The sequence below is a fragment of the Streptomyces daqingensis genome (assembly GCF_014645895.1).
In the GTDB taxonomy this organism is placed as follows: Bacteria; Actinomycetota; Actinomycetes; order Streptomycetales; family Streptomycetaceae; genus Streptomyces; species Streptomyces daqingensis.
Genome location: NZ_BMMP01000005.1, coordinates 212831 through 231593, shown reverse-complemented (window position 1 = coordinate 231593; position 18763 = coordinate 212831). Strand labels below are relative to the sequence as shown.

14 protein-coding genes are annotated in these 18763 nt (G+C 71.6%); 6 read left to right on the top strand and 8 right to left on the bottom strand.

The window, feature by feature from the left end:
* Positions 1–102: 102 nt before the first annotated feature.
* Entirely contained in the window at positions 103–1473 is a 1371-nt protein-coding gene (locus tag IEY56_RS09655; RefSeq protein WP_189036717.1) for an acyltransferase family protein, read from the top strand.
* A gap of 243 nt (positions 1474–1716) precedes the next feature.
* On the opposite strand, the gene IEY56_RS09650 is transcribed toward IEY56_RS09655, so the two are convergent.
* Positions 1717–2874, bottom strand: coding sequence for a PP2C family protein-serine/threonine phosphatase (locus IEY56_RS09650; RefSeq protein ID WP_189036716.1), 1158 nt, complete (start codon positions 2872–2874; stop codon positions 1717–1719).
* A 148-nt stretch (positions 2875–3022) separates the two neighbouring features.
* Between IEY56_RS09650 and IEY56_RS09645 the strand changes: the two genes are divergently transcribed.
* Positions 3023–4261 carry a GNAT family N-acetyltransferase gene (locus IEY56_RS09645; protein ID WP_189036715.1) on the top strand — a complete coding sequence of 413 codons (1239 nt, stop codon included), beginning with the start codon at positions 3023–3025 and terminating at the stop codon, positions 4259–4261.
* Between the two features lie 82 nt (positions 4262–4343).
* Here the strand turns inward: IEY56_RS09645 and IEY56_RS09640 are convergent, their stop codons facing one another.
* The 3 genes from IEY56_RS09640 to IEY56_RS09630 form a co-directional block, all read right to left on the bottom strand.
* A complete protein-coding gene (locus IEY56_RS09640) occupies positions 4344–5240 on the bottom strand; it encodes an Fpg/Nei family DNA glycosylase (RefSeq protein ID WP_189036714.1) in 897 nt (298 codons plus the stop codon).
* Positions 5241–5245: 5 nt separating this feature from the next.
* Positions 5246–5731 (bottom strand): ribose-5-phosphate isomerase, encoded by a 486-nt coding sequence (locus tag IEY56_RS09635; RefSeq protein ID WP_189036713.1) that lies wholly within the window; start codon positions 5729–5731, stop codon positions 5246–5248.
* Positions 5732–5843: 112 nt separating this feature from the next.
* Positions 5844–6461, bottom strand: coding sequence for a biotin transporter BioY (locus IEY56_RS09630; protein ID WP_189036712.1), 618 nt, complete (start codon positions 6459–6461; stop codon positions 5844–5846).
* Positions 6462–6772: 311 nt separating this feature from the next.
* Here IEY56_RS09630 and IEY56_RS09625 point away from each other — a divergent pair, with 311 nt between their 5' ends.
* Both IEY56_RS09625 and IEY56_RS09620 read left to right on the top strand, forming a co-directional pair.
* Positions 6773–8242 carry an amino acid permease gene (locus IEY56_RS09625; RefSeq protein WP_189036711.1) on the top strand — a complete coding sequence of 490 codons (1470 nt, stop codon included), beginning with the start codon at positions 6773–6775 and terminating at the stop codon, positions 8240–8242.
* 134 nt (positions 8243–8376) lie between these two features.
* On the top strand, positions 8377–9018 hold the full coding sequence (locus IEY56_RS09620) for a superoxide dismutase (protein ID WP_189036710.1): 642 nt from the start codon (positions 8377–8379) through the stop codon (positions 9016–9018).
* 169 nt (positions 9019–9187) lie between these two features.
* On the opposite strand, the gene IEY56_RS09615 is transcribed toward IEY56_RS09620, so the two are convergent.
* Positions 9188–9820 carry a mycothiol-dependent nitroreductase Rv2466c family protein gene (locus IEY56_RS09615; protein ID WP_189036709.1) on the bottom strand — a complete coding sequence of 211 codons (633 nt, stop codon included), beginning with the start codon at positions 9818–9820 and terminating at the stop codon, positions 9188–9190.
* A gap of 156 nt (positions 9821–9976) precedes the next feature.
* On the opposite strand from IEY56_RS09615, the gene pepN (IEY56_RS09610) reads away from it, so the two are divergent.
* A complete protein-coding gene (gene pepN / locus IEY56_RS09610) occupies positions 9977–12652 on the top strand; it encodes an aminopeptidase N (protein ID WP_189036708.1) in 2676 nt (891 codons plus the stop codon).
* A 77-nt stretch (positions 12653–12729) separates the two neighbouring features.
* On the opposite strand, the gene IEY56_RS09605 is transcribed toward pepN (IEY56_RS09610), so the two are convergent.
* Positions 12730–13737, bottom strand: a complete 1008-nt coding sequence (locus IEY56_RS09605) for a LysR family transcriptional regulator (protein ID WP_189036707.1) — start codon at positions 13735–13737, stop codon at positions 12730–12732.
* A 190-nt stretch (positions 13738–13927) separates the two neighbouring features.
* On the opposite strand from IEY56_RS09605, the gene snpA reads away from it, so the two are divergent.
* Positions 13928–14587: a snapalysin gene (snpA, locus tag IEY56_RS09600; protein WP_189036706.1), complete on the top strand. Its 660-nt coding sequence runs from the start codon at positions 13928–13930 to the stop codon at positions 14585–14587.
* 322 nt (positions 14588–14909) lie between these two features.
* Here snpA and pepN (IEY56_RS09595) read toward each other — a convergent pair whose 3' ends face one another.
* Positions 14910–17501 (bottom strand): aminopeptidase N, encoded by a 2592-nt coding sequence (gene pepN / locus IEY56_RS09595; RefSeq protein ID WP_189036705.1) that lies wholly within the window; start codon positions 17499–17501, stop codon positions 14910–14912.
* A gap of 245 nt (positions 17502–17746) precedes the next feature.
* Complete coding sequence (locus tag IEY56_RS09590) at positions 17747–18727, bottom strand: LysR family transcriptional regulator (protein WP_189036704.1); 981 nt, start codon at positions 18725–18727, stop codon at positions 17747–17749.
* Positions 18728–18763 lie beyond the last annotated feature (36 nt).

Sequence of the window (18763 nt, the reverse complement as noted above, 5' to 3'; positions counted from 1 at the left end):
CGTCCCTGCTCGGCGGCGTGTGTCGAAAACGCTTCCGGGTAGGCGTGTTGGAAACCCGACAAGAATTTACGGCTCATAGGTTTGAGCACTAAGGTGCGGCAGATGTTGCACGCTGGTTATGAGCGGGCACCGCTCCCCCCGGTCCGCCAGGAGTCCCCCTCCGCGGCGCGTGATGCGTCCGTGGAGCCGCCGGCCAAGGTCAGGAAACAACCCGCCGAGCAGCGGGACCCGTTTCTCGACAATGCGAAGTACCTCACGATCGTGCTCGTCGCCATCGGGCACGTGTGGGATCCGCTGCGCGACGACAGCCGTGCCGCCAGCGCGCTCTACTTCGTTCTCTACGCCTTCCACATGCCGGCGTTCATCATCATCTCCGGCTATCTCTCGCGGAGCTTCGAGGGCAAGCCGCGGCAGATCAAGCGGCTCATCACGGGTGTGCTGGTGCCGTACGTGGTCTTCCAGACCGTCTACACGTTCTTCATGCGGTGGGCGAGCGACAATCCCGACCGCGAATTCCACTACCAGGAACCGGGCTTCGCGCTGTGGTTCCTCGTCGCGCTGTTCCTGTGGCGGCTGACGACGCCGCTGTGGAAGAGCATGCGGTGGCCCGTGCCGGTGGCGCTGGCGATCGCCGTGGCGGCGGGCGTCACACCGAGCATCAGCAACGACCTCAACCTCATGCGGGTCGCGACCTTCCTCCCGTTCTTCGTCCTGGGCCTGCAACTGAAGCCCGAGCACTTCCAGATCGTCACACGACGCAAGTTCCGGATGCTGGCGCTGCCGGTCTTCGCCGCGGCGGTGCTGTTCGCGTACTGGGCGGTGCCGAGGATGTCCAAGGGCTGGTTCCTGCACGACAAGGCCTCCCAGGACCTGGGCGCGCCCGCGTGGGTCGGCGGTGTGATGACCCTGGCCACGTTCGGCTGCGGACTGGTGCTCACCGCCGCCTTCCTCGCCCTGGTCCCCCGCCGCCACATGTGGTTCACCGCGCTGGGCGCCGGGACGCTGTACGCCTACCTGCTGCACGTCTACCCGATCAAGATCTCGCGAGAGTTCGAGTGGTACGACATGGAGTGGGTCGACCATCCGCTCAGCCGCGTGGGCATCACGCTGCTGGCGGCGGTCATGATGACCGTCCTGTGCACGTCGCCGTTCCGGCGGGTCTTCCGCTTCGCGATGGAGCCGAAGATGGAGTGGTTCTTCAAGCAGGACGCCGGTGCTCAGGCGCGTGCGCGGGAGAACGGGCACGGGAACGGGAAGTCGGCGGGTGAGGCGCCGCAGCACGCCACGCCTGCCGCCCCGGACCCTGGCCGCGGCACAGGTGACGGGACACGGGGAGGGGGCGGCCGGCCCTCCGAGAAGTACGCCGCTTCCCCGTCGTACTCCTACTCGGGCCATTCCTCCTCCGGCGCCTCCTCGTCCGGACCGGCGTACCGCTCGTCCGGCGGGGACGACCGGGGCGGCCACGCCCGGTAAGCCGGACCCTGCGGCCGGAGGCCGCGCAGTGCGCAACAGCTCCACGGGAACGGGGCGGCCGGACAGGCCGCCCCGTTCCCGTCTCCGTACGCGGAGCCCCAGGGCGCCGTCCGCCGTACGCGGAGGCGCGGAACGGCGCTGTGAGGACGTCACAGGGAACGCGTAAGGGCGTGGGCCCGAGAGACGGCCCGTGAGGCCCGAGGGGTGGGCGCGCGTGGACCCGGGGGGTGGCCGCCTGCGTGCTCAGTCGCGGCAGAGGAGGAGCAGGGCGCGGTCGTCGTTGACGTCGCGGGCCACGGTGTCTATCAGGTGCCACGCGGCCCCGTGGAAGCCGGAGGCGACGTGCCGGTCGGCTTCGCCGGTGAGCCGGTCCAGTCCGTCGGCGAGGTCGCGTTCCGCGGTCTCGACCAGCCCGTCGGTGAAGAGCATCAGCACGTCGCCGTGCTGCAGGGTCCCCTTGACCGGGTCGAACTGGGCGCCCGCGTAGACGCCGAGCAGCGGGCCCTCGCCCGACTTCTGCTCCCACTTCCCCGTTCCCGCTCCGCGCTGCAGGACGGGGACGTGGCCCGCGGAGAAGAGTTCGTAGTCGCCGCTGTCCAGGTCGAGGACGAGGTGGACGGAGGTGGCGAAACCCTCGTCCCAGTCCTGGCGGAGGAGGTAGCCGTTGGCGGCGGGCAGGAAGGCGTGCGGCGGCAGGGAGCCCAGCAGCCCGCCGAAGGCCCCGGAGAGCAGCAGCGCGCGCGAACCGGCGTCCATGCCCTTGCCGGAGACGTCGGTGAGGACGACTTCGAGGATGCGCTCGTCGGGGCCGGTGCGCGCGGCGACGACGAAGTCGCCGGAGAAGGACTGCCCGCCCGCGGGACGCAGCGCCATCTCGCGGTGCCAGCCGCGCGGAAGCCGCGGCAACTTGCTCTGTACGCGGATCCGTTCACGGAGATCGAAGAGCATGGTGCCGCCGCGGCGCCACGGCACTCCGACGCGGCTGCGGAACTGCGCGATGAGCAGACCGGAGAGCCCGGCCGCGGCGACGACCAGGATGGTGCCGGGTGTCACGCGTCCCGCGCCGTCCTGGTACGGGCCGAGCAGGGCCGACTCCACGATCAGCGCGACGGCGGCGCAGGCGTACAGCGTGAGGAGGCTCGCTGGGCGGAGCAGCAGTCCCCCCGCGATCAGGGGCAGCACCAGCGCCTCGGGAGCCGCCCAGAGCGGCATCAGCACGGTCAGTCCCGTGAGCACGGGGATCGTCAGCAGCAGCGCGCCGAGCGCGAGCCAGTCGGAGACGCCGCCCCGGAAGTAGTCGACCGCCGAGCGGCGCAGCGATGTCCGGGCCCGGTGCAGCGCCTTGCGCGCCTTCAGCAACCGGGCCTTGGGAGGTGCCAGGCTCGGACGACGTACCGCCATGCCGATGGACCTTATCCATGCTTCTACCAGTGCGTCGATTCCGCTCGCGACGTGCACGGACAACGGAACGTGCATACGCACGTGCATCTGCTCGCCGTGGAAGTGGAAGGGGCTCGCCGATTTGCGAAAGCCCTGCTAGAGATGCCGCATGAGCACAGAGCTACGGGTGTTGCGCGCGTCCGAATGGGACAAGTGGTACGAGGGAATTTCTCGGGCTTTCGGAGGCTTCGACACCGAAGAACGCGAGATCTACCGGGAGTTGACCGAAATCGATCGGTCCCTGGCCGCGTGGGACCGCGACGAGGTCGTGGGCTCCGCCGGCCTGTTCTCCTTCCGGATGACGGTGCCCGGCGGTGCGGCGGTTCCCACCGCGGGGGTCACGATGGTGAGCGTGGCGCCCACGCACCGCAGGCGCGGCGTCCTGCGGGCGCTCATGCGGCGGCAGTTGGAGGACGTACGGGAAGCCGGCACGGAGCCGCTGGCAGTGCTCACCGCCTCCGAACCGACCATCTACGGACGCTTCGGGTACGGCCTCGCGGCCCGCCAGCTCGACGCCGACATCGACACCGCCAGGGTGCGGCTCACGGTGCCGCCCGAGTCGGACGCCCTGCGCCTGAGGATCGTCGACGACGCGGCGTCCGCCGTAACGGCCTGCGAGGCCGTCTACGAGCAGCGGGTTCCGGCTCGGCCCGGGATGCTCCGCCACGGCCCGGGCTGGGAGCGCTACCCCCTGCTGGACCCGCCCGCCGGACGGGAGGGGGCCACTCCCCTCGCCTGCGTACTGGCCGAGGACGCGCACGGCGAGGTGCGGGGGTACGCGCGCTACGCGCTCAAGAGCGAGTGGGACGAGCACGGCGTGCCGAGCGGCAGCGTGCTGCTCCGCGATCTGGAGGCGCTGGATCCGGCCGCGTACGGGGCGCTGTGGCGCTTCCTCTTCGGCATCGACCTGAAGCCGGTGCTGCGCGTCCGCAACCGCCCTGTGGACGACGCGTGGCTGCACATGATCGATGACGACGTGCGGCTGTGCAGGCCGCGCTGGCGCGACGCGCTGTTCGCACGCCCGGTGGATGTGGGCGCGGCCCTCGCCGCCCGTACGTACAGCCGCCCCGTGGACGTAATCCTGGAGGTGGCGGACGAGTTCTGCCCCTGGAACGCGGGCCGCTGGCACCTGGCGGGGGACGAGAAGGGCGCGACGTGCGAGCGCACCTCGGAGCCCGCCGATCTCTCGCTGTCCGTACGGGAGTTGAGCGCCGCCTACCTCGGTTGCACGGCGCTGCGCACGCTCGGATGCGCCGGCCTGGTGCGCGAGTCGCGCGCGGGGGCGCTCGGCGCGGCCTCAGGCGCCTTCGCCACGGACGTCGCGCCGTGGCTGCCGCACGGGTTCTGAGGGGACTGCGCGTCCGGCGGCCACGGGACGGCGGTGCGGGTGGTTCGGGCGGTGCCAGTGGTACGGGCGGTACAGGTGCCGTTCAGGCCGGCTGGCAGCGCGGGCACCAGAAGAGGTTGCGCGCCGCCAGACCGGCGGTGCGCACCTCCCCACCGCAGATGTGGCAGGGCCGTCCCGCGCGCCGGTACACATAGACCTCGCCGCCGTGGTCGTCGACGCGCGGGGCGCGTCCCATGGCCTCAGGAGTGTGCTGGGGGCGCACGGTGTCGATGCGGTTGTTCCGCACTCCCTCGCGCATCAACTCGACGAGATCGGCCCACAGTCCGTCCCACTCGTCGCGGCTGAGGCCGCTCCCGGGACGGTACGGGTCGATGCCCTGCCGGAAGAGCACCTCGGCACGGTAGACGTTGCCGACCCCCGCGACGACCTTCTGGTCCATCAGCAGGGCGGCGACGGTGGTCCGGCTGCGCGAGACGCGCGACCAGGCAGCACCGGCATCGGCGTCCTTCCGCAAGGGGTCCGGTCCCAGGCGGCCTTCGACTGCCTGCTTCTCGTCCTCGGTGATCAGCTCGCAGCGTGTGGGGCCGCGCAGGTCGGCGTAGACCGCACCCGTCACGGCGCTGACCACCGGGCCCGCACCGTCCCGTCGCGAAACTTCGGGCAGGGCTTCTCCGGCGACGTCCGCCGGGGCCTCCCCGGCGGCGAGCCGGAGCCGCACCTGCCCGACCGGAGCGGGTGGCGGGCCCTCACCGAAGGTGAACTTGCCGTACAGGCCCAGGTGTACGTGCACCCAGCCCGCGCCCCCGAAGCCGAGGAAGAGGTGCTTGCCGTGCGCGTCGGTGTCCGTCAGGACCCTGCCGTCGACGAGTGCCGCGCCGCCGGCGAACTTGCCCTGCGGGCTGGCGGTGCGGACGGCCCGTCCGCCGAACCGCCCCAGCACGTCCTCGGCGAGCCGGTGGATCGTGTGCCCCTCGGGCATCCGCGTCAGGACTCCGGGTGGTGGGCCGGAATCGGAGGCAGTTCGCCCGTGGTCTCGTACGCGGAGAGCATGTCGATGCGGCGCTCGTGCCGCTCGTCCTGCGAGAAGGGCGTGTCGAGGAACTTACGGACGAACGTCACCGCCTCGTCGGTGGTGTGCATCCGGGCGCCGATGCTGACGACGTTGGCGTTGTTGTGCTCGCGGGCGAGCGAGGCGGTCTCCTCGCTCCAGGCGAGCGCGCAGCGCACGCCGCTGACCTTGTTGGCGGCCATCTGCTCGCCGTTGCCGGAGCCGCCGACCACGATGCCCAGCGCCTCGCTCTCCTGGGCGGTGCGTTCGGCTGCGCGCAGGCAGAAGGGCGGGTAGTCGTCGGCCGCGTCGTAGATGTGCGGGCCGCAGTCGACGGGGTCGTGCCCGTTGGCCTTCAGCCACTCGACGAGGTGGTTCTTCAGTTCGTAGCCCGCATGATCGGAGCCGAGGTACACGCGCATGCCGCGAGTCTATGCGGCGCGGTTCCGGCGCGGCGGACCGGGCGTGGCCCCGGCGCCCACGGGCGGCGGAGCCACGCCTCGCAGGCCGCCGGGTACGTCAGACGCCGGTACGTCAGCCGCGCCGGCCGACCAGCTTCCACGCGGCCGGCAGCACCCCCATGGCGAGGAGCGCCTTCAGCATGTCGCCCACGAGGAACGGCACGAGTCCCGCCGCGACGGCTTCGGACAGCGACATCCCGGTGGCCACGGCGAGGTAGGGCACGCCCACCGCGTAGGTCACCGCCATGCCGGCGGCCATCGTGCCGGCGGTCCGCAGCACGTCCCGGTCGCCGCCGCGCCGGGCCAGCGCACCGACGACGGTCGCCGCGAGCAGCATCCCCAGCACGTAGCCGAAGGACGGCATCGCCGCCCCGGACGAGGCCTCGGCGAACCAGGGCATGCCGGCGACACCGGCGAGCGTGTAGAGCGCCATGGACAGGAAGCCCCGCCGTGCGCCCAGTCCGGCCCCGACGAGCAGGGCGGCGAAGGTCTGCCCGGTGACGGGGACGGGCGATCCCGGTACGGGGACGGCGAGTTGAGCGGCGATGCCGGTGAGGGCGGCGCCGCCGGCGACCAGGGCCGCGTCCCGGGCGTACGCCCGGGCGCCGGGGGCCCCGGTCCGGGTGGAGGTGAGCACGTCGGCGAGCACGTGGCCGGGGCGCGGGTCGGCGGCGGGGGTGAGGGCACTCATCGGGCTGCTCCGGGTCTCTGAAGGTCGTGTCCGGGGTGCGCCGCACGGCTGGACGTGCGGCGCGCACGGCCGGCGTGTGCGAACTGTCCGACGCCGGCCGACAGACGTTCCTACCCCTGAGGAGGCGGGCCGCAAAACAGCGGCAGCCCGCCTGAGGGGCAACTCACATCCGTCGGGTGATCACCGCGCGTGCACGCCCGGTCGTCGTTCGCGAAGCGTCCGGGGGCCGTTGAAGCGCGGGCGGAGCCCGCTGCCACACTGAGTTCGCGCTACAACGAACCATTGCAGTCTCTCCAAGAACGGCCTGTTCCATGACGCGTACCGAGCTGTCCGACGCGCCGCCTCCGAGCCCGGGAGGCTCCGGAGGAGCCCGGGGGGAGCACGCGCTCTCCCACGGGCTCAAGCAGCGGCACCTTTCCATGATCGCGCTGGGGGGTGTGATCGGCGCCGGCCTGTTCGTGGGGTCGGGCGCGGGGATCGCCGCCGCCGGCCCGTCCATCGTCCTCGCCTACGCGGCGTCCGGTCTGCTTGTCATGCTCGTGATGCGCATGCTCGGTGAGATGTCGGCGGCGAACCCGGCCTCCGGCTCCTTCTCGGTGCACGCGGAGCGCGCCCTCGGCCCCTGGGCCGGCTTCACCGCGGGGTGGATCTACTGGACGCTGCTGTGCGTCGCCATCGCGACGGAGGCGACCGCCGCGGCGGACATCATGGTCGGCTGGCTGCCCGGCAGCGAGCCGTGGATGTGGGTGGCGCTGTTCATGGCGCTCTTCTGCCTCTCCAACCTCGTCGCCGTGCGGAACTTCGGTGAGACCGAGTTCTGGTTCGCGGCCCTGAAGGTGTTCGCGATCACGGCGTTCCTGCTGCTGGGCCTGTTCGCGATCGTCGGCCTCATGCCCGGCGTCGACGCCCCCGGCACGTCCAACCTCACCGGCTCCGGCGGCTTCCTGCCCGAGGGCGCCAACGGGCTGGTCATCGGGCTGCTCGCCTCCGTCTTCGCGTACGGCGGGCTGGAGACGGTGACGATCGCCGCCGCCGAGTCGGAGGACCCCGTGCGCGGTGTCGCCAAGGCGGTGCGTACCGCGATGTGGCGCATCGCGGTCTTCTACGTCGGCTCGATGCTGGTGATCGTGACGCTGATCCCGTGGGACGACAAGTCGGTCGTCTCCGGCCCGTACACCGCCGTGCTCGACCACCTGGGCATTCCCGCCGCCGCGCAGGTGATGAACACCGTCGTCCTCGTCGCGCTGCTGTCGGCCATGAACGCGAACATCTACGGCGCCTCCCGCATGGCCTTCTCCCTCATCGCCCGCGGTCAGGGGCCGCGCTTCCTGGGCAGGGTCAGCGCGAGCGGGGTGCCGCGCCCGGCGGTGATCGCGTCCTCCGTCTTCGGTTTCGTGGCCGTGCTGCTGAACTTCTGGTGGCCTCAGACGGTGTTCCAGTGGCTGCTGAACATGGTCGGCGCCGCGACTCTCGTGGTGTGGGGCTTCATCTCGGTCTCGCAGCTCGTCAGCAGGCGCCGTCTGGAGCGCGAGGCGCCGGAGAAGCTCGTCGTACGGATGTGGGCCTTCCCCGTGCTGACCTGGGTGGCGATCCTCGGCATCCTCACGGTTCTGGGCCTGATGCTGCGCGAGGGCGACACCCGCACCCAACTCGCCTTCACCGCCTGCCTGACGATGGTCCTGATCGTCGTCGGCCTGTTCCGGCAGAAGTACCTGCCGCGCGACGACGGCCACGACGCCGGCCCGGTGGAAGCGGGCGGATCGGCCCGCCGCGGCGGCTGACCGGCGAACCCTCCGAGGCACGCAGAGCGGAGCGCCCCCGCATGCCGGGGGCGCTCCGCTTTCTGTCGCGCTATTGCTGCTAGCGTCTTCTTGCAACTAATGTGCAATAAGAGGTGCAGAGGAGACGTCCGCCCATGGCCCTGTATTCGCTTCCAGAGCTCCCTTACGACTACGCCTCGCTGGAACCGGTCATCAGCGGGGAGATCATCGAGCTGCACCACGACAAGCACCACGCCGGATACGTGAAGGGCGCCAACGACACCCTCGAACAGCTGGCCGAGGCACGCGAGAAGGATCAGTGGGCGACGGTCAACGGCCTGGAGAAGAACCTCGCCTTCCACCTGTCCGGCCACATCCTGCACAGCATCTACTGGCAGAACATGACCGGCGACGGCGGCGGTGAGCCGCTGGAGAAGGACGGGACGGGCGAGCTGGCGGACGCCATCGCCGAGTCCTTCGGCTCCTTCGCGAGGTTCAAGGCCCACCTGTCGAAGGCCGCCGCCACGACGCAGGGCTCGGGCTGGGGCGTCCTCGCCTACGAGCCGCTCACCGGGCGTCTGATCGTGGAGCAGGTCTACGACCACCAGGGCAACGTCGGGCAGGGCAGCGTGCCGATCCTCGTCTTCGACGCCTGGGAGCACGCCTTCTACCTGCAGTACCGCAACCAGAAGGTCGACTTCGTCGAGGCCATGTGGCGCGTCGTGAACTGGCAGGACGTCAGCAGGCGTTACACGGCGGCGAAGGCCCGAGAGAACGACCTGCTGCTGGCGCCCTGACGGCGCCGGGAAAGACCCCTGCCCCTCGTGATCGTCTTCTCACCTTTCACAGGGCAGGCGCATAGAGGGAGGGCCCCGTACGGACGGGACGTACGGGGCCCTCCTGCACTTGCTCCGCCGGGCCGGCGGGCCGCGGCGGCCGCCCCGGATCGTACGGGCCGGGTGCGACTCAGTCGTCGAACACCGGTTCCTTGTCGCGGGTGCGCTTGATCTCGAAGAAGCCGGGCGTGGAGGCCACCATCAGCGTGCCGTCCCACAGCCGGGCCGCGTCCTCCCCCTTGGGCGCCGGTGTGACGACCGGGCCGAAGAAGGCGATGCGCTCCCCGTCCGAGCCGGGAACGGCGATGACCGGGGTGCCCACGTCCTGCCCGACCAGGTCGATGCCCTCCTTGTGCGAGGCGCGCAGGGCCTCGTCGTACTCCGTGGAGTCCGCGGCGTCGACGAGGGACGCCGGCAGACCCGCCTCCTCGACGGACTCCGCGAGCAGCTCGCGCGACAGCTCGCGGCCGCGGTTGTGCAGGCGGGTGCCCATCGCCGTGTAGAGCGCGGCGAGGACCTCCGGGCCGTGCTGCTGCTCGGCGGCGATGCACACGCGCACCGGGCCCCAGGCGGCGGCCAGCATCTCCCGATACCCCTCGGGCAGTTCGTCCAGCTTGTTCTCGTTGAGGACGGCCAGGCTCATCACGTGCCAGCGCACCTCCACCGGCCGCACCTTCTCCACCTCCAGCATCCAGCGGGAGGTCAGCCAGGCCCACGGGCACCTGGGGTCGAACCAGAAGTCGGCAACGGTCTTCTCGGGCATGGCCACGTCTCCTCGGCAACGGTGAAAGCTCTGCGCTGAGGCAACGCGGCCCCGGGCGCCGCAATTCCCGCGGCGGACGGCCCCGTGAAATGCTGAGCCGCGCCGTCCCGGATCAGCGGAGCCGGCCGAGAACCGCGATGAACAGGAGCGATGCCCGTGTCCGGAGAGAACCTGACCCGTGACGAAGCTCGGCGACGGGCCCGGCTGCTGTCCGTGGACGGATACGAGGTGGCGCTCGACCTGCGCTCGGCGGTGGGTCCCCCGCCCGCGGACGGCCCGCGCACCTTCCGGTCGACGACGACGGTCCGCTTCGCCTGCTCCGAACCGGGCGCCTCCACCTTCGCCGACCTCATCGCGCCCAAGGTGCACTCGGTGACCCTCAACGGCCGCTCGCTGCCCGTGGACACGGTGTACGACGGCGCGCGCATCGCCCTCGACGGGCTGGCCGCGGACAACGAACTCACCGTCGACGCCGCCTGCGCGTACAGCCGGACGGGCGAAGGACTCCACCACTTCCTCGACCCCGAGGACGGCGAGGTCTACCTCTACACCCAGTACGAACCGGCCGACTGCCGCCGGGTGTTCGCGAACTTCGAGCAGCCCGACCTCAAGGCGCCCTTCGACTTCACCGTCACCGCGCCCGCGGAATGGACCGTACTGAGCAACGGCGTCCAGGAGGGCGAACCGCAGATCCTCGACGAGGGCGCGGCGTCCACACGGCGCTTCGCACGCACCAAGCCGATCTCGACGTACATCACCGCCGTCGTCGCCGGCCCCTACCACTACGTCACCGACACCTACCGGCGCACCCTGGGATCGGGCGCGGAGCGCACGGAGCTCGAGATCCCGCTCGGGGCGCTGTGCCGCAAGGGGCTGGCCAGGCACTTCGACCCGGAGGACGTCTTCACCGTCACCAAGCAGGGCCTGGACTTCTTCCACGACCACTTCGCCTTCCCCTACCCCTTCGGGAAGTACGACCAGGCGTTCGTGCCGGAGTACAACCTGGGCGCGATGGAGAACCCCGGAATGGTCACCTTCCGCGAGGAGTTCGTCTTCCGCGGCAAGGTCACCGAGGCCTCCTACGAGGGCCGGGCGAACGTGATCCTGCACGAGATGGCGCACATGTGGTTCGGCGACCTCGTCACCATGGAGTGGTGGGACGACCTGTGGCTGAAGGAGTCCTTCGCCGACTTCATGGGGGCGCTCGCGCTCGTGGAGGCCACCCGCTTCGAGGACGGCTGGATCACCTTCGCCAACCGCCGCAAGTCCTGGGCGTACCGCGCGGACCAGCTCCCCTCGACGCATCCGATCACGGCCGACATCCGTGACCTGGAGGACGCCAAGCTCAACTTCGACGGCATCACGTACGCCAAGGGCGCCTCCGTGCTCAAGCAGCTCGTCGCGTACGTGGGCCGCGACACCTTCCTCGAGGGCGCCCGGCGGTACTTCCAGCGGCACGCCTGGGGGAACACCACGCTCCGAGACCTGCTGTCGGTGCTGAGCGAGACCTCGGGCCGGGACATGGAGGCCTGGTCGCGCGGCTGGCTGCAGACCCAGGGCGTGAACTCCCTGACCCCGCAGGTCACTTGTGACGCCGACGGGCGCGTCACGGAGCTCGCCGTCCTGCAGGAGGGGCAGGGGGACCGACCCGTGCTGCGCCCGCACCGCGTCGCCGTCGGGCTCTACCGGCACGATGTCGCGGAGAGCCGCCTGGTCCGCTACGCGCGGGCGGAGACGGACGTCACCGGCGCCCGTACGGTCGTGGCCGACCTCGCGGGCCAGGAGCGGCCCGATCTCGTACTCGTCAACGACGACGACCTGACGTACTGCAAGACGCGCCTCGACGAGGTCTCCCTGGCCACGCTCCGTGCGCACCTCGGCGAACTCACCCCGCCGCGCGCCGGCAGGCGCCCCGCGGCCGCCGAGGAAGGCCACAACGCGGCGCTGTCCAGGGCTCTGTGCTGGTCGGCCATGTGGAACCTCACGCGGGACGGGCTGATGCCCGCGCGGGACTTCATCGGTCTCGTGGTCGACTTCGCGGGGGACGAGTCCGAGATCGGCGTGCTGCAGATGCTGCACGTCTGGAGCCGTACCGCCGTCACCTACTACGCGGCTCCCGAATGGCGCGAGCAGGGGCGGCGGGCGCTGGCCGAACGCGCCCTGAGCCGTCTCCGGCTGGCGGAGCCCGGCAGCGGGCACCAGCTGGCGTGGGCACGGCACTTCGCCGCACTGGCGACGGACGAGAAGGACCTGCGGCTGCTGCAGGGGCTGCTGGCGGGCACGGCCCGCATCGACGGCCTGGACGTCGACCAGGAGCTGCGCTGGACGTTCCTGGAGACGCTCGCGGCGCGCGGTGAGGCCGGAGCCGACGCCATGGACGCCGAACTCGAGCGGGACGACACCGCCTCCGGCAAGCGCCACCACGTGCGGTGCCTGGCCGCCCGTCCCTCCGCGGAGGTGAAGGCGGAGGCGTGGAAGGCCGTCATCGAGTCGGACAAGCTCTCCAACGCCCTCGTCGACGCGACCATCGCGGGGTTCGCGCAGCCCGGCCAGGAGGAGCTGACCGCCCCGTACACCGGGCCGTACTTCGAGGCGCTGGAGGAGATCTGGCGTACGCGCTCCATCGAGATCGCCATGGCCGTCGTACGCGGCCTCTACCCCGGTCTGCAGACCGGCCAGGCCACGCTGGACGCGACCGACGCCTGGCTGACCGCCCACGAGGACGCGGCGCCGGCCCTGCGCCGCCTCGTCCTGGAGGCCCGTGACGACCTGGCTCGCGCCCTGCGAGCACAGCGCTGCGACGCGGCTTCGGCGGGCGGGCCCACGGGCTGAGCCGCGCGCGGACGGACGTCCGCGGGGCGCGGGCGGGAGGCGGCGGCTTCGCGTGCCTTCCGCCCGTGCTCAGCCGGCTACGCGACTACCGAGAACGGCAGCGAGGCGGCGTCGTCGTGGCGCAGGAGCCAGTGCCTGTAGGGCTCGCTCGCCCACGCCACCTCGCGGTACGCCGACTCCAGATCGCCGAGCAGCGTCTCCGGCTCGATCACCGGCTTGGTTCCGGGCCTCGGCTCGGGCGTGGCCAGCAGCAGCCGCACGGCGAGCGGGTCGCCCAGCAGCGGCCGTACGACCCAGCCGGGACGGGCCGGCGACGTGGGCTGGCAGGGGGCGACGACCTCGCCCGCGGCGACCAGGTCGGCGGCGGCCATGTTGTCGCCGTGGACCACCCGGGGGCTGATGCCCGCGTCGGCGAAGACCCGCCGCAGGCCCGTCCATTCGCCGTCGGCCGTGGGGTCGACCATCCAGCGTTCGCGGGCCAGCTCCTGGAGGCTCAGCACGGGACGCTCGGCGGCCGGGTGCGTCGCGGAGATGGCCACGAACTGCGGTTCGCGCTCGACGAGTACGTGCAGGTCCACGCCGTCCGGCACGTGCAGCGGGGTGCCTTCGACCTCGTGCACGAAGACGGCGTCGAGCTGGTGGGAGGCGACCATCCGCAGCAGCTCGTGCGCCCGTACGTCCATGTGGAACGTCGTGTCGGCCTCCGGCAGCCGGCTGCGCAGCCGGCGGAGCCAGCCGGGGACGGCCGGGCTGCCGGTGCTGCCGATGCGCAGGGACTCGCCTCCGGAGCGGCCGGCGGCGGCCCGCGTCTCGCTGACCAGGGCGCTCATCTCGGCGACGAGGGGGCGGGCCCGGCAGAGGAGGAACCGGCCGAGCGGCGTGGGTCTGCTGCCGGTACGCTCCCGCGTGAAGAGCTGTCCTCCGACGGCCTGCTCGATGCGGCGGAGCTGCGTGGTCAAGGAGGGCTGGGTCATGCCGAGTTGACGGGCGGCCTTGTGCACGCTGCCCGTGTCGGCGATGGCGCACAGCGCACGAAGATGCCTCACTTCGAGCTCCACACCCGGAGCATATCCATGCGTGCGCATGACACACCAGATGCCGAGGTGCCCGCTGAAGCCTCCGTATACCGGGTGATGCCTCGAAGCTATCGCCACCTGCCATCATCCGCTGAGCGCGAGACTCCAACAGACTCTGCGTCGGCAGGAGTTCTTTCCGGCAGTGCGGCCGCGCCCCACCTAGAAGCGGCCGGCACTACGGACCAGGAGGAGACCCCCCATGAAGCGACGCACTACGGCACTCTCCGCGACACTCGGCCTCGGTCTGGCCCTGGGTCTGGGTGCGATGCCAGCCTCGGCAGCGACGCCGGACGACGGCGCCGCCAAGAGCAGCGTCACCAGGACCGGCTTCGTCGGTGAGTCCAACAAGGCGAACGAGGCGTTCTTCAACGCCGTCGTCAAGGACGCGCTGAAGAAGCAGGCCGCGAAGCCCGGCATCCAGGCCGTCACCGTCAACTACGACGCCAGCGGCGCTCCCACGTTCGCCAGCGAGATCGCGCAGTCCACGGCGACCTGGAACGCGGCCGTCTCCAACGTGCAGCTGGCCGAGGGAGGCAGCGCCAGCTTCGACTACCGCGAGGGCGACGACCCGCGTGGTTCGTACGCTTCGACGGACGGCCACGGCAACGGCTACATCTTCCTCGACTACGCCCAGAACCAGGAGTACGACAGCAACCGCGTCGTCGCTCACGAGACCGGTCACGTCCTCGGCCTCCCGGACACCTACGAGGGTCCCTGCAGCCAGCTGATGTCCGGTGGCGGCCCCGGCCCCTCCTGCACCAACGCCAAGCCGGACGCCAACGAGGCCGCCCAGGTCCAGTCCCTGTGGGCCAACGGTGTGGCGAACGCCGCGTTCGACCAGGCTGCCTTCGCCAAGTAACCGCGCAAGGCCGCGAGTCGAAGAACCAGCACGGCAGGCAACACCCGCACAGCCAGCACCACGCCTGAAGCACAGAACGCACCACGCCTGAGGTGGAACCCGCATTTCCCCCACACGGAGGCCCCCGGTATCGCCGGGGGCCTTCGCGGTGTCAGAGGGGGGGGTTCCGGAGAGCCGGTGGCCGGTTCGCAGAGCCGGACGGGTTCCGGAGAGGCCGGGAGCCGACAGAGCGGGTGCGCCGCGTTCTCGCGCGGCGCACCCGCTCCGCTGCGAGGACGGCCGGCAGCCGGCCGTCCTCGCGGGCGGTCTCCCGCCCGCACGGTCAGCTCCCGGCGCCCGCCTCGGCGTCGGCGCGCTGCGCGCGCAGCGCACGCTCCACGCCCGCGCGCGACTCGGTGACCAGCCTGCGCAGGGCAGCACCCGGCTGCGCCCGCTCCAGCCAGGCGTCCGTGGCGTCGAGGGTCTGCTGCGAGACCTGCAGCGTCGGGTAGAGGCCGACCGCGATCTGCTGGGCCATCTCGTGGCTGCGCGTCTCCCAGATGTCCTTGACGGCCTCGAAGTACCTCTCGCTGTACGGGGCGAGCAGCTCCCGCTGGTCGGTCTGGAGGAAGCCGCCGATGACGGCCTCCTGCACCGCGTTGGGCAGACCCGTCTCCGCGTCCCCCGCCCCGCTGCCGACCACCGAGGCCCATGCCTCGGCCTTGGCCTCCTCGGTCGGGCGCGCGGCCCGCGCCATCGCGGCGTGCCGTTCGCCCGCCGAGGTCGCGTCACGCTCCAGCTCGGCGGCGATCTCCTTCTCGCCCGCACGCCCGGTCGCGGCCAGCCGCTGCAGCAGCGCCCACCGCAGCTCCGTGTCGACGCTCAGCCCCTCGACGGTCTCCGTACCGTCCAGCAGGCCCGCCAGAAGGTTCAGCTGCTCCTCGGTACGTGCCGTGGAGGCGAACGCGCGTGCCCAGGCGAGCTGGTGGTCGCTGCCCGGAGCCGCCGCGCGGAGCTGCTCCAGTGTGGCGTCGGACCAGCGGGTGAGACCCGTCTCGCGCCACTCCGGGTCGGCGTACAGGTCGAGGGCGAGCTTGACCTGCCGCTGGAGCGACTGCACGACGCCGATGTCCGACTCCTTGGTGATGCCGGAGAGGACGAGGTCGAGGTAGTCGCGTGCGGCCAGTTCGCCGTCGCGCGTCATGTCCCAGGCCGAGGCCCAGCACAGCGCGCGCGGCAGGGACTCGGTGAAGTCGCCGAGGTGCCGGGTGACGGCCGCCAGGGACTCCGCGTCGAGCCTCACCTTGGCGTAGGACAGGTCGTCGTCGTTGAGCAGTACGACGGCCGGACGGGGACGGCCGGCGAGCTCGGGAACCTCCGTCAGCGCGCCGTCGACGTCCAGCTCGACGCGGTCGGTGCGGACGAGCTTGCCGCCCTGCAGTTCGTACAGGCCGACGGCGATGCGGTGCGGCCGCAGCGTCGGCTCGCCCGTGGCGCCCGCCGGGAGCGCCGGTGCCTCCTGGCGGACGGCGAAGGAGGTGATGTCGCCCTCGGCGTCCGTGGCCAGCTCGGGGCGGAGGATGTTGATGCCCGCCGTCTCCAGCCACGCCTTCGACCAGGCGGCCAGGTCCCGTCCGGAGGTCTCCTCCAGGGCGGTGAGCAGGTCGCTGAGGCGGGTGTTGCCCCACTCGTGCCGCTTGAAGTACGTCTGCACGCCGCGGAAGAACTCGTCCATGCCGACGTAGGCGACGAGCTGCTTCAGTACGGACGCGCCCTTGGCGTAGGTGATCCCGTCGAAGTTGACGAGGACGTCGTCCAGGTCGCCGATCTCCGCCATGATCGGGTGCGTGGACGGCAGCTGGTCCTGCCGGTACGCCCAGGTCTTCATCTGGTTGGCGAAGCTCGTCCAGGCGTGCGGCCAGCGCGAACCGGGGGCGTGGGCCTGGCACGCGATGGAGGTGTAGGTGGCGAACGACTCGTTCAGCCACAGGTCGTTCCACCACTCCATGGTGACGAGGTCGCCGAACCACATGTGCGCGAGCTCGTGCAGCACCGTCTCGGCGCGCGTCTCGTAGGCGGCGTCGGTGACCTTGGAGCGGAAGACGTACTGGTCGCGGATGGTGACGGCGCCCGCGTTCTCCATCGCGCCCGCGTTGAACTCCGGGACGAAGAGCTGGTCGTACTTGGCGAACGGGTACGGGTAGTCGAACTTCTCCTGGAACCAGTCGAATCCCTGCCGGGTCACCTCGAACAGGGCCTCGGCGTCGAGGTGTTCGGCCAGCGAGGGACGGCAGTAGATGCCCAGCGGCACCGTGCGCCCGCCGCCCTCCCAGGTGCTGTGCACCGAGTGGTAGGGGCCCACGATGAGCGCCGTGATGTACGAGGAGATGCGCGGGGTCGCCTCGAACCGCCAGGTGTCGCCGTCGGGTTCGGGCGTAGGCGAGTTGGAGATCACCGTCCAGCCCTCGGGGGCCCTGACGGTGAACTGGAACGTGGCCTTGAGGTCCGGCTGTTCGAAGCTGGCGAATACGCGGCGCGCGTCCGGCACCTCGAACTGCGTGTAGAGGTACGCCTGCTGGTCGACGGGGTCGACGAAGCGGTGCAGCCCCTCGCCCGTGTTGGTGTAGGCGCAGTCAGCGACGACCAGCAGCTCGTTCCGGCCCTCGGCGAGGCCGGGCAGGGCGATGCGTGAGTCCGCGAAGACCTCGTCCGGGTCCAGCGGCGCGCCGTTCAGGGTGATCTCGCGCACCGCCGGGGCGACCAGGTCGATGAAGCTGGTCCCCGCCTCCGCGGCATCGAAGCGGACGAGCGTACGGGAGCTGTACGTACCCCCTTCCTGCGCTCCCCTGAGATCCAGCTCGATCTCGTAGGAGTCCACGGTGAGCAGTCGTGCTCGCTCGCGAGCCTCCCCGCGTGTCAGATTCGTGCCAGGCACCTGGTGCTCTCCCCTGCTCTAGCGGTCTCACGATGTCGTCGTTCGGCCATCCTTCCACGCGTGGGGTACGAGCGGGCGCGCCCAGTCCGCTCTGCATGATCCGGCCACGGCCCGCCCGCGGAGGCGGGGTCCGGCGGGCCGGGGCGAGAAGTCGCTGCCGAAACCCGAACGGGCGTCGCCTGGACGCCCGTTGCCCGCCTGTCACCCTCACGCCCGGACGGGGGCCCGGCCCCTTCTCCGTCCCCTCACAAGGCGCTCGGGCTGCTCCACTCCACCCGGCTCAGCGCCTCCACGCACGCCCGTACGGCAGGACTCGCTGTCGGCCGGGGGAGCCGGCGAGCCCCGCCGTCACGGGCTGCGGGAAGCGGCGAGGGCCTGCGCCCGGCGAGGCCCGGCGCCCGCCACGCCGCGAGCACCTCCCGCCGCATGCGGGGGCGCACGGGCACGAAACGCACGCCCGGCGGTGCGGGGCTCTGGCCCATCTCGGGGAACAGCGCGACCGCCAGGTCGCGTGCCACGAGGGCGAGTTGTGTCGCGAACTCGGTCACGGTGTAGCGGATCTCGGGTTCGCGGCCCACCGCCCTGAGAGCCTGCACCAGAGCCTCGTACGGTTCCGTCCCGGCAGGGCACGTCGCCCACACCTGCCCGTCCAGGTCTCCGAGGTCCACGCACTCCCGGTCCGCCAGCGGGTGCCCCTCCCCGAGCGCCAGATGTACGTCCTCCACGGCGAGCGTCCGCGTCGCCAGCCCCGCGGGCAGCGCCAGCGGCCGGTTCGCCCAGCTCTCCACCAGGAGGAGGTCGAGGTCGCCGCGGGCCAGCAGCGGCACCATCCCGACCGCCTCCCCGTCCACCAGCGTGGGCACCAGCCGCGGGTGGGCGCGGGTCAGCTCGGCGAGGACGTCAGGGAGAAGGGCGCGCAGCGAACTGCCGACACCGCCGAGCCGGAGAGGCCCGATGATCTCCGCGCTCAGGTCGGCCAGGTCGGACTCGGCCCCCGCCGCCTCGGCGACGACCCGTGCCGCGTACCCGGCGAGCGTCCGGCCGGCATGCGTGAGCCGGACGGTGCGGCCGTGCGGCTCCAGCAGCCGGTGGCCCGACTCGCGCTCCAGCTTCGCGAGTTGCTGGGAGACGCCGGAGGGCGTGACGTGCAGCGCCGCCGCGGCCCCGGCGACGGAGCCGTGTACGGCGACGGCGTGCAGGACACGTAGCCGCTCCAGGTTCAGCACGGTCGGGACGCTACACCGGGACAGCGTGACCGTGAA